This is a genomic window from Paenibacillus sp. FSL R7-0333, assembly GCF_038000365.1.
Taxonomy (GTDB): domain Bacteria; phylum Bacillota; class Bacilli; order Paenibacillales; family Paenibacillaceae; genus Paenibacillus_AQ; species Paenibacillus_AQ silagei.
In genome coordinates this window covers 4836066-4851148 of sequence record NZ_JBBOBZ010000001.1, presented here as the reverse complement: position 1 = coordinate 4851148, position 15083 = coordinate 4836066, and the positions used below count along the sequence as shown (strand labels likewise).

Sequence of the window (15083 nt, the reverse complement as noted above, 5' to 3'; positions counted from 1 at the left end):
GTTAATATACATTTAAAAGGCCGCCATTTCGGCAGGGGAGTTTTCACTACACCCTGCCGAAATTGGCGGCCTTTTTTGAACATATAACTGTTCTTGTCCGCTTACATCTGTTTAATCAGCTCTTCAAGCTCAGCAACCAGACTTTTGGCAAGCTCAAAATTATTATCCTTCAGCGCCAGTTCTACCCGGGTTTCGGCTGCTTTCTTCTTCTGCTCCAGCTCCAGATAATCTTTATCGAAATGCCGGGCATAAATCATCTTCTTGAATTTCTTGATCGTCATCTTGCGGACCGTCTTATCGTCAATGATCAGCACATAGTCCATCCCGTTGACTACGGAATAGAAGTCATGGGAGATCATGAGAATCGCGCCCTTGTACTCCTGGATGGCTTGGTCCAGAGCGATTTGCGTGTAGGTGTCCAGATGGCTAGTCGGCTCGTCTAGCAGCAGGACGTTGGCCTTCAGGGCAGACACCTTGGCCAGCTGTAACAAATTCTTTTCGCCGCCGGACAGGGCTGCTATTCTCTGGTTCACGATCTCGCCTTCAAAGCCGTAGCCTGCCAGATGGGAGCGGATCTCATCATACGTAGCCATCCCGGCCTCGATGAATTCTTCCAGCAGGGTGTTGGAATCGTTCAGCACTTCGCCTTGAAGCTGGGACAGATAAGCTACCGCAGCCTCCGGGCTGAGGGTTATAGAGTCGTGTTGGCCCCGCGCAATATCGCGCAGCAGGGTTGTTTTGCCGGTACCGTTCGGACCGATCAGGGCGACTTTATCACCAGCATTCAGCTCGAAGCTAACCTTGTCCAGCAGCAGCTCATCGAAGGCCGCCCGGTAATCCTGGACTGTCACTACAGGAGTGTCAGTGTCCTGCGGCTCATGCACCATCCCCAAATGAATCTGCGGCTGCTTAATGTCCACGAACGGCGCTTTGATTCTGCGGGCCTCCAGTCTTTCCTGGAACTTCACTCTCGCTTTCAGCGCCCTCCCTCTGGAGGCTTCTGAATTATACGTGGCGATCGCCCGGAGGTTGTCGATGATCACATCGTTGCGCTCAATCTCTTCCTGTTCAGCGAGGGCCAGCTCCTGCAGCTCTATTTTGGTCTGAAGGAGGGAGAGGTTGTATTCCAGGTAGCGGCCGTCAAACTCTTGGAGCTCCTTATTCTCAAGGTGAATGATTTTGTTAAAACAATGGTTAAGCAAATAACGGTTGTGCGTAACCACCAGCAGAATTCCCTTATGAGAGTTAATCAGCTGCCGGAGCGCATTCAGGTTCTCGAAGTCCAGGAAGACATCCGGCTCATCCATAATCAGGAAGTCGGGGCGGTTCAGCATTTCCTTCATGACCTGAACAAGCTTGAATTCCCCGCCGCTCAGCTCGGATACCTTGAGATCCCTGCGCTTCATGAGGTCTGCCAGATTCAGCTTTTTATGAATAAGACTCTCGTAATCATCTCCGCCCAAAGCCTCAAAAGCGTCCAGAGCCAGTTGATACTTCTCCAGCAGCGGCTCAATATCCGCCGAGGTCTCCATCTCAGTGCAGATGAGCTGTATTTCCTCCTGTAGCTTAATGAAAGGTCCGGCTATATATTCAAACACGGTGGTGTCTAGAGACTGGTCAGGCTTGGCGAACTGGCTCACATACCCGATGCTGCAATCAGGCTCCATCTCTATTGTACCGTCGAACAAATATCTGTTCCGGTCGATGAGGATATCGATCAGGGTGCTTTTTCCGCTGCCGCTGGTTCCGATAAAAGCGCAATGCTGCGCCTCGTCGAGCGTAAACGAAATGTCAGTGTAGAGCTCTTTTTGCGGGAAGGAGAAGGACAGGTGTTGAACTTTAATCATAGGACTACCTTTCTGTGTAGCTGGAATGGAGTTTACCGTTGATAGCCTAACACTATTTCCTGATAACATCAATGATTCCGCGTTAAAGTTGTTCCTCCGGGTTCACCGCTTCCATCTGTTTCCTTCCCGGTGTTTGCCGGTAGATCCCCGGTGTGGTACCGATAATCCGCTTGAACACCAGATTGAACGTTGACGGATCGCGGTAGCCTACCTGCTCTGCAATGAGGTGAACGGGCGAATTGGGCTGCTGGACCAGCAGCAGACAGCTTTTCTGAATCCGGACGTTCTGCAGGTACCGGTAGAAGGTTTGCCCGGTATGCGCCTTGAATAGCCGCTGAAGATGCCGTTCACTCCAGTCGAAGCTGCGTGAGAGATGCGTCAGGGTAATCTCCTGCACATAGTTCAGGTGGACATAATTCAGAATCTGCAAAAATTGCGTCTGCTTGCCCAACGGAAACTGAATCTCATCATGCTCCAGCCTGTAGATACTGATCAGAAGCTGAATGAACAGGGTCAGCAAATAGCTGTCCGAGCCGCTCTGCGGCAGGTGAAGCTCACGGTGAAGCGCCAGAAACAGGTTCTCTATGGAACCAATCAGATCCGTCAGGGAGAAGGAAGGCAGCCGTTGTTCTCTGATCTGCTCCAGGTAGGAGGCAATCGGCGGGTCTTGAATCACGCAGGAAAGACGGTCCAGCAGCTCCGGCTTAAACAAACAATTGTACACGACGAGCGGCTCGTGCAGAGAGCTGGGTGAAGACGGACGGAAGACATGGGACACGCCGACAGGAATAAAGTGCAGCTGGCCCTTGCCGGTCGGGTGAGCCTTCTGGCCGATATAATGAAATCCTTTGCCCTCGGCCACGAAGGTCAGCTCCATGAAGTCATGGGAGTGAAGCGGAAGATCATAGGTCTCGGTAGCGCGGTTCACATATAACAGGAGATTGCCCCGGAAGAAATACTCCCCTTTTAGCGTATGGTTGGCCGAATCCATCAGTTCCCTCCTCCAGATGGTATAAAGTCCTTTTTACCCCGGTGAAATGTCCATATTGCAGGTCATGCAGACCATGCGGAATCCTATAATTGTAATAGAAAGCGCATCATATATACAGGTATACAGGATTAATCCTATAAAAGGTGAGGTGTATTCAATGATAGCTATCCAAAAACCGCGAGTGGAGTACCAGGAGAATCCGCTGGGACTGGATATCCGCTTACCGAGATTCAGCTGGCAGCTGCATACGGATGAGCGCGATGTGAGACAGCAGGCGTATCAATTACAGGTGTCAGGTGCGGCGGATTTCGGGAGCGTATGGTGGGATTCGGGCAGAGTGGAGTCTGGTGAATCTCTCCATATCGAGCTGAAGGGGCTGGAGCTGCAGTCCAGGCAGATTTATTATTACCGGGTGAAAATATGGGATCAGCACAACCGCCCTACGGAGTGGTCACAGGCGGCCTGGTGGGAGATGGGGCTGCTCTCGCCGGAGGAGTGGACCGCAGAATGGATTACGGCTCCCTTGGCCTGCCTTGCGGAAGAGGCGGAGCAAAGTCCGCTGCTGCGCGGAAGCTTCCAGGTGGACCGTCCGCTCGCCCGGGCCCGGATCTATGTGACCAGTCTCGGGCTGTACGAGCTGGAGCTGAACGGCGTGCGGGTCGGAGATACTTATCTCAATCCCGGGTGGACCAGTTACAGCCACCGCCTGCAATATCAGACGTATGATGTAACGGAACAACTGGTGGTTGGGGACAATGTGGCCGGAGCTTGGCTCGGAAACGGCTGGTACAAAGGGAATCTCGGCTGGGAGCACAGGAAGCATATCTATGGCAGCCGCACAGCGCTGCTGTTGCAGCTTCATCTCACCTATGAGGACGGCACGGAGCAGATCATAGGGAGCGGCCCGCAGTGGAAGGTGTTGCCCGGCCCGCTGCTGATGTCGGAGCTGTATCACGGGGAGACCTATGACGCCCGCCTGGCGCAGCACGGCTTCAGCACGCCGGGGTATGACGACACACTGTGGGCACCGGCCGAGATTCTTCCGTATGCCAAGAATATTCTGCTTGCACAGGAGAATGATCCGGTCCGGGCGGTCCAGGAATTGGCACCTGTTGCTCTCATACGCACTCCGGCGGGGGAGACGGTGCTCGATATGGGCCAGAATATGGTCGGCTGGCTGCGGTTCACCGTAGATGGCGCGGCGGGTCAGGAATATCAGCTGCGGCATTTCGAGGTGCTGGATCAACAGGGCAATGTATATACCGAGAACCTGCGGACAGCCCGGCAGACCGTTACTTATATCGCCGGAGGCGGGGGCCGGGAGAGCTTCCAGCCGCATTTTACCTTCCAGGGCTTCCGGTATGTCCAGTTGATCGGCTTCCCGGACCCGCTGGACCTGCAGGACTTCACAGGCGTGGTGCTGCATTCCGATATGGAGCCGACTGGCACCTTCATTTGCTCCAATGCTCTGCTGAATCAGCTCCAGCACAACATCCTCTGGGGGCAAAAGGGCAATTTCGTCGATGTGCCGACCGACTGCCCGCAGCGGGATGAACGGCTGGGGTGGACCGGCGACGCACAGATGTTCATCCGCACGGCGGCGTATCTGATGAATGTGGCACCTTTTTTCAGCAAATGGCTGGGGGATCTGGCTGCGGATCAGCGGGAGGATGGCGGCGTTCCCTACGTGATTCCGCATGTGCTTGGGGAGGAGGCGCATTCCTCTGCAGCCTGGGGCGATGCGGCGGTCATCTGTCCGTGGACGGTCTACCAGTGTTACGGGGATAAGCGGATTCTGGAGCAGCAGTACAGCAGCATGAAGGGCTGGGTGGAGTATATCCGCCGCCAGGGTACGGATGAGTTCCTGTGGAATACCGGCGACCACTTCGGAGATTGGCTGGGTCTGGATGCCAAGGCTGACAGTCATGTGGGTGCAACGGACCGGAATTATATCGCAACGGCCTTCTATGCCTATTCGGTCCAGCTGATGGAGAAGACGGCGAAGGTGCTGGGCAGGACAGAAGATGTAGAGAAATACTCACAGCTTCATCACCAGGTCAAAGATGCGTTCAACCAAGCGTATATCCTGCCAGCGGGGGAGAAAGGTCCGGCTACCCAAACAGCCTGTGTGCTGGCGTTAATGTTCGGACTAGTGGAGGGGAGTGCGAAGGACCGCACGGTAGCGAGACTTATACAGCTGCTGGAAGCGAGCGGGTACCACCTTACGACCGGCTTCGTCGGCACGCCTTATCTGAATCTGGTGCTGGCGGATGCGGGACATTACGAGGCTGCCTACAAGCTGCTGCTCCAGACGGACTATCCATCCTGGCTGTATCCGATTACCCGCGGCGCAACTACGATCTGGGAGCACTGGGACGGAATGAAGGAGGACGGAAGCTTCTGGAGTGCGTCGATGAATTCCTTCAACCACTATGCTTATGGGGCGGTAGGGGATTTCCTGTACCGCTATGTGGCCGGGATCGAGCAGACAGAGGAGGGGCCGGGCTATAAGCAGTTCCTGATCCAGCCGTATCCGGGAGGCGGACTGACCTCGGCTGCCGCCAGTCTGGAATCCATGTACGGGACGATCCGCTCCGAATGGACGATAGATTCCGGGACAATCGAGCTGATCGCCGTGATTCCGCCGAATACCTCAGCTACGGTGCTGTTGCCGGATGCCTTGCTGGCCGAAGTGTCGGAGACAGGAATGGCGGCTGGGCAGCCGCTTCAGCAGGTCCCCGGCATTCATTCCGCTGAGCAGCTGGCACAGGTGGTGAAGGTAACACTCGGCTCCGGGGAATACAGATTCCAGTACCCTTTGCGGAAGTAAGCAGAGTGTAGACGGGGCATATCAGCCATAGATAATCTGCGATGCAGAGCCTTCGGGAGTATGGGGCTCTGTTTTTTTGTTGTGCTGGAAAGTGCGAATACATTGTGCCGGTGCGGACGTAGGTTGGCTGCAGCTGTGTTCACTTGTGTTTCTTCTCCCAATCTCTCCGCCCACTCCCCTCTCCTGCCCCTTGCATTCCTTACACATAAGGGTTATCATAGACAAGTGAAGTCTGTAATTGCGGACATAGTCCATAGGTAAGGTGGAATAAGACATGAAGTACTCCAAAGCAACGAACTACGCCCTGCACACGATGCTGTTCCTGGTGGCGCACACTCCCGATAAGCCGATGGGCGTGCAGCAGCTGGCCGAGCGGCAGAATGTATCGCCAACGTATTTATCCAAGATTCTGACCAAGCTGGTCAAGGCCGGGCTTATCGAGTCTGCATCCGGTGCGAATGGCGGGTATCGTCTGCGGCGCAAGGGGAACGAAATCTCGTTCCTGGATATCATCCATGCCATTGAAGGCACAGCGTCGCTGTTCGACTGCGCCCTGGACCATCCCAGCGAGTGTCTGATTCAGCAGGAGATGGTCAAGGCCGAAGGGCAGATGGAAGACTATTTTCGTAACAAAATGATGTCCGAGCTTGCCGGGAAGATGCTGTCCATGCATTAAGCTATGGCATCTTGCTGCGTCAAACTGTATGCTGCTATTTCCCGCTGCAACGGATACCGTCCCTTCAGGGGCGGTATAGCCGTTGCAACTTAGCGGGTATTATAGATATTCAAAATCTTTTAAGTCTGTGTAATTGTATTGCAGTTAAGACAATCAAGATACTCAGGAGAGGATGAATTAGTAATGAATAACGGATTATTCGATGCAAGCGTATGGGAGAAGGCCTGGAAGGAAGATCCCAAGGCAATGGCCAACAAGTTCAAGGCGATGGGCATGAACCCGCACACGAGCTTCGATCATAAAGCGCAGGTGTTCAATGAAGAGGTATTCAGCAGTGCCGGGCGGGACCGGAGTGAGCGGATTATCGGCTGGATGGAAGGCCAGGGTGTGGATTTTAACGGGTTGACTGTTCTCGATGTGGGGGCGGCTTCGGGCGGGTTCACGGTTCCTTTTATCGAGCGGGGGGCCAAGGTTACAGCAGTAGAGCCTAATGTTCCCTTGGCGGAGCTGTTCCTGAAGAACACGGCCGGAGCGGCTACGGGACAGGTGGAGCTGGTGCATGAAGCATTCGAGAATATCGACATTGCCGCGCAGGGCTGGCTGAATGCCTTCGATCTGGTCTTCGTGTCCATGTGTCCTGCGGTCTTCGACTGGGAGAGCACGGAGAAGGTGATCAGCTGTGCCCGGAAATACTGTTATATCAGCACCTCGGCAGGTGTGCAGGAGCATAGCCTGATGAATGAAGTATTGCCGCTGCTGACGGGCCGGGAGGTTCATGCAGAGTCCTCGGATATGGCTTATCTGACTCAATTATTATATTTGAAGGGCTATTCCTATGAGACGATCATTACCCGCGAAGCGAAAAGCAAGGAGCTATCACTGGAGGCAGCAGCCGCAGAGGTGATGGAGATGCTGCCGCTGCATCATCTGGACGGGGGAGAGGCTACCCGCGAGGCAGTTACGGATTATCTGCACACGGCATACCCGCAGCAGCAAGTCGTTGTCCGCCAAGGCGGACGGTTCGGCAAGGTGCTGATCAAGCTGCAGGACCTGAATATGTACAGTCGGGCCGTTGCCGGAACGTCCGGGAAATCTGCCGATTCTGTGAAGCGTTGAACCGGAGCGCGCCATCCCCTGCACATGAGATTGTCTTTCCCGGGAAAGATGCTATCATAGAGAATAGGTCCCTGCGCGGGATCTATTTTCTTATATGGGAGGACTGAGGGCTATGAGCAGGAACAAGCGTATTTTCGAGCATGACCTGATGAAGAAGGTAGGTGAAATCTACTATGAGCCATAGTCTCAGAACAGTTTCCTTACGCGAGGAGCTGGTGCAGCAGCTGGTCTATCTCGATGAGCATAAATTCTCCATTCTGGACAGGGGAACATGGGAGTCCCCGGCTGAGCGGGCAGAGGTACAGGCGATGATCAAGCGTTATCAGGAGACGGTGGAGCGGATTCTGTCCGGTGACAACGATGCGCTAGAGCGTTCTATGGTGCTGGTCGGGTCCCGGGTGTCGCTGCGGATCGGCCAGGAGACGCTTGATGAGCCGTACCGGATTGTCATCCCCGGTGAAGCCGAGCTGGATGAATTCTGCATCTCACTCTGGTCGCCCATGGGCAGAGGGCTGATTCTGGCGTGCCCGGGAGAGACGGTAACGATTCAGACTCCGTTCGGCAGCGATGAAGTCTTGATTCTTGATAATCGGTACGAGTGAAGCAGATTGGCTCTTCTGATAGGTAAAATATGAAGGTTGTTGCAGATAAGGGGCTGTCCCAAAAGCCATGAAATGGCTGCTTGGGACAGCCCTTTGTTTTGTAGTAGGATCAACGTGAGCACTTGGGTGGACGCTGCGCGAACGGACCGTTGTTCCAATCGCTGTGGTCTCCAGATTTTTTTCATTCCCCTTAGCGGTGAAAATCCGGAGACCAAGGCGACCGCTATCGCTTTTACACAATCGTTCCGTTCTCTCCGCTGTTTAAGCGGAAAATGGACGACAATATTTATAAAAACGCAAAAAAAGAAACCTCTCTTTTGTTAAAATGGAGTTACCACACAACCATTTCAAAGGAGAGGTTTCTTTGTACATTCAATATACCATGGACCAACTTTGCTTGCCAATGGATCTGGAAGAAGATATCCCGGGAAATCACCTCGTTCGCGTCGTGAATGCCGCCGTCAATCGGCTGGACAACGCCATTTTTGACGCGGCCTATCCCGGCGGCGGCCGTGACAGCTACCATCCTAAAATGCTCACCAAAGTCATCATCTACGCTTACACTCAGCGAATCTATTCGTCTCGCCAAATCGCCAAAGCGGTCCGGGAGAACATTCCCTTCATGTGGCTGGCCGGACGGCAGCGACCCGACTTCCGCACGCTGAATCGCTTCCGTTCCCAGCGGATGAGAAATGTCCTCGAAACGGTATTTACCGCCGTGCTTCAGTTTCTGGCTAACGAAAAATACGTGTCTCTGGAGCATTATTTTGTGGACGGAACTAAGATCGAGGCGAATGCCAATCGCTACACCTTTGTCTGGAGCAAAGCGGTCAGCAAACACAAAGCGAAACTGCAAGATAAGGTGCAGGCCCTATTCGCTGACATTGAAGCAGCGGAAGAGCAGGAAGAACAAGAGAACCAGGGCAAAGATCTGGCTGAACTCAGCACGGGTTCGGAAATGGACAGTGAGAAACTCGAACAAGCCGTGCAAAAGCTTGAAGCTCAGCTTGCCGAAAAACCGAAAGACAAGCCCCTAAACAAGACGGTTCGGACGTTGCGTAAGGATTTGCTCCCTCGACTGCAGAAGTACGAACAATATCAAAAGCTGCTTGGGGACCGGAACAGTTTCAGCAAGACCGATCCCGAGGCAACGTTTATGCGGATGAAGGAAGATCACATGCGAAATGGCCAACTGAAACCGGGATACAATGTGCAAATCGGGACCGAAAACCAATTTATTTTAACCTAAGTATACATCAAAGACCGACCGACACCCGCTGTTTAGAGCCGCATCTGGAAAAAGTCCAGCAGATCCTCGGGAAATGGCCAAAGACAGTCATTACGGATGCAGGCTACGGCAGCGAAGAAAAATACGCCTATCTGGAAAAGAAAGAGATACAGGCGGTGGTGAAGTACGGCAGCTACCACAAGGAAAAGACTAAAGCCTGGAAAGCGAATGTTGGTAAAATCGAAAACTGGACATACGACACACCGAGGATCACTGGACGTGCCCAACTGGGAACAGGCTGCATTTCCACAGGGAGAGCAAGGAGACCCTAGAGAGTGGCTATGAAATTCGCAGACGGCATTGCCGAAGCAGCTCCTGTGAAGGCTGCCCCCTAAAGGAGTGTTGCACGAAAGTGGCAGGAAATCGGGAAGTGGTCGTCAGCCTGGAACGGCTGCGATACCAGAAACAGGCGCGTGAAATTCTACGGAGTGAAGAAGGTTACACCTTGGCCGTACGCCGAATGACGGAGCCGGAAAGTGTATTCGGACAACTGAAGAACAACCGGGGCTTCCGGTGATTTCTGCTTCGCGGCGTGGAGAAAGTGACGCTGGAGGTCGTATGGCTTTCCCTTTCTCATAATTTGCTGAAACAAGCCGCCAATGACCAAAAATGCAGAGCAGCGCTCCTCCAATAACGGGAGATTCTCTGCTCCGCTCACTTTTTGTAGCATTAAGAATGAAGAGAACGGTCTTCCGCCGTAGAAAACCTACTTTTGGGACAGCCCTTCTACACATAATCACTGTTGTATGTCTAATACATTTGCTATTTCATGCTCGGAACTGAAATTCTCCAGATTAATAAGTATTTGCTGCAAGTTATCATTCATAGGTATATAGTTGCCTTCAGATTGTATTGTATTATTGTAGAAGTCCCTAAGTACCTCCTTTGTATAATCCAAGCTGAATTGTAATAGTAATAGAAATAATTCTAGCAATAACTCTTCTGTCATAGCTTGATCGGAAGAAAGAAATTTTCTGAAAACCTTCAAGGTTACATTTTTCAATTTCAGTTTATTTTTTTGGTTACGAATTAAAGGCAATATAATCTGATCAGGAAAATACTTTAAAATATTTGTAAAATTCCCGATTATATGCAATTCCTCTCCTGACTTAATTATATTGTAATCAAACAGAAAAGTTAGAGCACTCTTTAAAGTTGCTTCATCTTGAATCCAGTTGCCCAGCATAAGCTTAATATTTGGAAATGAACTGTATTGTTGGATTTGCTGAAACATCTCAAAGGATATGCCGGGAGCAAAGGACATCATTTCTGGAAGTGTAATTGTACTCATACGGGCATCGAGAAGTTCAATTACCTGTTCTTGGCTGACATCAAGTTCCTCTCTGTGCATAAACAGCAATGTATCCATCCAGAGTTTAAGCGGCCATTGTATGAATTTTTGTAGAGATAAGAGGTGCCCGCGTACAATCTTAGCTGAAGCTCTAATGATGACTTCACAACTCGATAAAGAGGTGTATACTTGTTCATGCCTTGTTCTGGACTCATGTATATTCTTATATTTTTCTGAAACAAGCTCAATGATAACTAACAGTCGTGTTTGCTCAAGATCAGATATTTTATTCAGTAGCTCTACGTGGAAATCAATTATATGATATGGCTTTAGATATTCTTCATAACACGCATATTGCTCTCCGGGATCATTAAGCTCTATAATTTTATTAAGAAACTCATTGATGCTGTGCGCAGATACCTCGTTGTCCAATAGTACATTCCGAAAATAGCGCTCGAAATAAGTCTTGTCAGCCAGACGTTTCTTACCAGGCACAATATTGTCTTTGATGTTTGAATCTCCGTACAGTCTTCCGCTATTGGGAGCTAGATGAACTAACAACTGCTTAAATGGTTCATAACCCCTGATTGCAAGGAATTCACCCTTCTTAGCTGCTTCGAGAGTATTGTTCGTAGAAGTGAAAAAAGCTTTGTTTTGATATATGTATTCATATATTTCGGGCTTGATAATTTTAAGGATGGTCAAACGGAACAGGTCGGCCTTGTCCACTTCGTCATGAAGAATTTTCAAATGGAATTCATATGTAAACAAAATACGTTTGATGTTTCTGGGGGAAAAGTCCAAGGGGGCAAGTTCTTTCAACACATCATTAAATAACAGGCTATCTTTGATCTCCAGATTTCCTCTGATTTCTTCTAACCCCTCAGTGAAGAGGCTGAAAAGTGAGGAAGCATTTGTCTTAGGGAGATAGATGGGAAGTTGAATGAATTTTTCAAGATACTTTTTTCCGTGCTCGTACTCCCCGTGCCCACCAGGTGTATACAGGTTCTGAATAGACATTGCCGCAATCTCTTCATCCAGAGATAGTACGTAAGTGATATTGGGGAAATCTGCGACAAGCCGAATCAATTTTAGCACAGTTTGTATTTCATTTGGGTCTAGCCGGTCTAGATCATCTATAAAGATTATGAAGTTTCTCTCTAATGATTTAAGCGACACTTCTATATCTTTTTTGAGAGAGTATAAGCTTTTGGCTTCATCTCCCGGAAAAAGCGATTCCAAAGAATCCTTAAAAGAGAAGCTCCATGAATCAGGCCGAAAGGTTACCGAAGATAGTAATTTTGCATACTGCCTTATTTCCCGATTTAACTTCGGAAAGGCTCCATAATTTTTTCGGATTTCCTCTGAAAGCTGGATTAGAAATTTTTGAAGAACAATGTGATTGCCATCCCCGAAATACCATGGGGTAAAATCCATAATTATATAGTCTGAATTGTTCACTTCTTTAAGAAGTTTCCTGGTCATAGCAATAAAGGAGCTTTTTCCGGAACCCCATGCACCCAATATACCGATTGTATAGCTCTCAGTCCGTACGGTTAATAAATGTTCTTTTAGCTTTTCGGCATACGGATACCGGTTTAGAAGGTCTTGTTCCTTTGAACCGTCTGTCTCCCGGTTAATCATGACTTTGGGACTAGAACGAACAATAGTATCTGCTAGTTTATCGGTATTCTCCTTTCTTTTTTTGAAGAATGGATAGAGCCATGTGAAAAGAAAAAAAATCAGCCAACCGATAGCCATTATGCTCGTACAACCGAATAGAAAAGAAAGAATCCGCCCATTGTCGATGCTTTTAAAGCCCATTCCGCTAAAATAGTTAAGCAATATGCCGGAGCTTACGGCAACAGCAAAAAAATCGCCAGTTAAAACAAAAAGTCTATGCTTTGACCTCCAAGTCCTGCCACCCAATCCTAAGTAGGTCAGAATAACTGTAATAATAGATATAAAATAAACTCCATACAAAAGAAATTCTAAATATGTGTAGGTGTTGATCCACCTTTCTAAAACTGTCACATTGACGCGGACAATACTTATAAAGGCAAAGACGAATAATGTTGTTATTAGTGTTTTGATGCCCTCCCTATACTGAATTTCATAGTGTTCCTTCCATCTCATGGTCCCGCCTCCAACTGTGAAGTGTACATGCCAATCATACAACAATGAGTTTCTGTTGTCTGTTATGAATTACTCATCATACGGATTCAGGTTTTTGCTACTACACATAAAAAAGGCGTCTCCTATCCTCACTTGAAGATAGGAAACGCCTTGATTAAGCACTGCTGTATTCAGGAGCTACAATTCTTCGATTTCCTGCAGCCAGAGCGCGGCGGAAGCATCGCTTGGCATGCGCCAGTCGCCGCGCGGCGAGAGGCTGACCGTACCGACCTTCGGTCCGTCCGGCAGGCAGGAGCGCTTGAACTGCTGGGTGAAGAAGCGGGTGACGAACACCTTCAGCCAGGCGGTTAGCTGCTCCTTAGGATAGGCTTCGCCGAAGGCGTGCTGGGCGAGGTAGAGCATTTTGCCGGGAGAAGCGCCTGTACGCAGCATGTAATACAGGAAGAAGTCATGCACAATGTAAGGGCCCAGAATATTCTCGGTCAGCTGGACAATCTCTCCGGTTGCCGAAGGCGGCAGCAGCTCCGGGCTGATTCCGGTCTCGATAATGCTGTAGAGATACTTGCTCACCGTCTCGTGTGCTTCGTGGTCTGCATACCAGGCGACAACATACTGGATCAGCGTCTTCGGAATGCCCGAATTCACGCTGTACATCGACATATGGTCGCCGTTATAGGTACACCAGCCCAGCGCCAGCTCGGACAGGTCGCCCGTGCCGATGACAATCCCGCCGTTCTTGTTGGCGAGGTCCATCAGAATCTGGGTACGCTCGCGGGCTTGTACGTTCTCGTATGTCAGGTCATGCACCTCGGGGTCGTGGCCGATGTCCGCGAAATGCTGGAGGCAGGCCGCCTTGATGTCAACGACCTTCATCGAGGCGCCGAGTGCCTTGATCAAGCCTACCGCGTTGTCGTACGTGCGGCTGGTCGTGCCGAAGCCCGGCATTGTGACCGCCAGCACATCACTGGCCGGACGCCCGAGCAGCTCCATAGCCCGCACGGCAACCAGCAGCGCAAGCGTAGAGTCGAGGCCGCCGGAGATGCCGATCACAGCCTGCTTGGTGCCGATGTGGCGGATGCGCTTCATCAGACCGGAGGTCTGGATCGAGAGAATCTCCTGGCAGCGTTCGTCCCGCTGGAGCGGATTGCCCGGCACGAACGGGTTGACGCCTACGCTTCGTTTCAGCTCCCGCCGCGTGCTGCTGCTGAGCGGCGCAGCGTAGAGAATCTCGCGGTAATTGCGTCCGCCCTTGCCGGCCCGGAACGTTCCCATCACGGTGCGGGAATACTGCAGCCGCGGCAGGTCAATGTCGGCGGTAATCATCCGGCTCTCATGGGTGAAGCGTTCCGATTCGGCCAGCAGCTGGCCGTTCTCCGCGATCAGCGAATGTCCGCCGAAGACAACGTCTGTTGTCGACTCGCCGGTATTACAGCTGGCATAGACATAACCGGCCACACAGGAGGCAGACTGACTGCCGACCAGCTGGCGGCGGTAATCAGCCTTGCCGACCAGCTCGTTGCTGGCCGACGGGTTGAACAGCAGCGTGGCCCCGGCCTGGGCCAGCAGGCTGCTTGGCGGCACCGGCACCCAGAGATCCTCGCAGATCTCCACACCGAACGACAGGTTCCCGTCACTCTCACAGGCAAAAATCAGATCATTGCCCACCGGCACCGCCGATCCGCCGATCCGCAGCTCGGTCACCTCCAGCTCCTCGGCTCCGGCGAACCAGCGCGGCTCATAGAATTCGCTGTAGCCGGGAATGCAGGTCTTGACCACAATCCCGAGAATCCGGCCCTGCTGGAGGACAGCGGCACAGTTAAACAGCCTGCTCTTGATGGAGACCGGCAGACCGGCAATGACAATCATCCGGTGCTCTGCCGTTGCGGCTGTAATCCGCAGCAGCGCCTGCATCGCGGATTCCAGCAGCCGGGGCTGGAGGAACAGGTCCGCACAGCTGTAGCCGGTGATGCACAGCTCCGGGAGTACCAGGTACTCCACCTCCTGGGTGCTGGCTGTATTGATGGCTTCAATTATCTGGTCTGCATTGAATACGCAGTCAGCCACCCGGAGCTCCGGGGAAGCGGCGGCGACTCTTGCGAATCCGTAATTCTGCATTCATTTCACCTGTCCTTTATCTGTCCATTATAGAAGTAGACTATCTAATAATTGTACCCATGAAATGGCATTGGTAACAAGCAGGGATTATCACAAGCGCTTCCATTTGTCTTCTCGCGGGTATAAACTAAACAGGGATGTAACATACAGCTGTGAAGAATGAGAGATAGAAGAGGAAGGGAGCAACCCGC

8 protein-coding genes and 1 pseudogene are annotated in these 15083 nt (G+C 51.3%); 5 read left to right on the top strand and 4 right to left on the bottom strand.

The window, feature by feature from the left end:
* Positions 1 to 101: 101 nt before the first annotated feature.
* Both MKY86_RS20690 and MKY86_RS20685 read right to left on the bottom strand, forming a co-directional pair.
* Entirely contained in the window at positions 102 to 1847 is a 1746-nt protein-coding gene (locus MKY86_RS20690; RefSeq protein ID WP_076081168.1) for an ABC-F family ATP-binding cassette domain-containing protein, read from the bottom strand.
* A gap of 82 nt (positions 1848 to 1929) precedes the next feature.
* Positions 1930 to 2838, bottom strand: a complete 909-nt coding sequence (locus tag MKY86_RS20685) for a helix-turn-helix transcriptional regulator (RefSeq protein WP_076081166.1) — start codon at positions 2836 to 2838, stop codon at positions 1930 to 1932.
* Positions 2839 to 2995: 157 nt separating this feature from the next.
* Here MKY86_RS20685 and MKY86_RS20680 point away from each other — a divergent pair, with 157 nt between their 5' ends.
* The 5 genes and pseudogenes from MKY86_RS20680 to MKY86_RS34180 all read left to right on the top strand — a co-directional run bounded on the left by MKY86_RS20680 (position 2996) and on the right by MKY86_RS34180 (position 9984).
* Positions 2996 to 5668: a glycoside hydrolase family 78 protein gene (locus tag MKY86_RS20680; RefSeq protein ID WP_076081164.1), complete on the top strand. Its 2673-nt coding sequence runs from the start codon at positions 2996 to 2998 to the stop codon at positions 5666 to 5668.
* A 274-nt stretch (positions 5669 to 5942) separates the two neighbouring features.
* Positions 5943 to 6344, top strand: coding sequence for an Rrf2 family transcriptional regulator (locus MKY86_RS20675; protein ID WP_076081162.1), 402 nt, complete (start codon positions 5943 to 5945; stop codon positions 6342 to 6344).
* Positions 6345 to 6527: 183 nt separating this feature from the next.
* A complete protein-coding gene (locus MKY86_RS20670; protein ID WP_076081160.1) occupies positions 6528 to 7460 on the top strand; it encodes a class I SAM-dependent methyltransferase in 933 nt (310 codons plus the stop codon).
* Positions 7461 to 7633: 173 nt separating this feature from the next.
* On the top strand, positions 7634 to 8062 hold the full coding sequence (locus tag MKY86_RS20665; RefSeq protein WP_036731739.1) for a GreA/GreB family elongation factor: 429 nt from the start codon (positions 7634 to 7636) through the stop codon (positions 8060 to 8062).
* A gap of 364 nt (positions 8063 to 8426) precedes the next feature.
* Positions 8427 to 9984, top strand: a pseudogene (locus tag MKY86_RS34180) (IS1182 family transposase).
* 102 nt (positions 9985 to 10086) lie between these two features.
* Here the strand turns inward: MKY86_RS34180 and MKY86_RS20645 are convergent.
* Positions 10087 to 12777, bottom strand: a complete 2691-nt coding sequence (locus tag MKY86_RS20645; RefSeq protein WP_076079973.1) for a KAP family P-loop NTPase fold protein — start codon at positions 12775 to 12777, stop codon at positions 10087 to 10089.
* Between the two features lie 177 nt (positions 12778 to 12954).
* Complete coding sequence (locus MKY86_RS20640; protein ID WP_076079972.1) at positions 12955 to 14892, bottom strand: NAD(+) synthase; 1938 nt, start codon at positions 14890 to 14892, stop codon at positions 12955 to 12957.
* Positions 14893 to 15083: the final 191 nt, after the last annotated feature.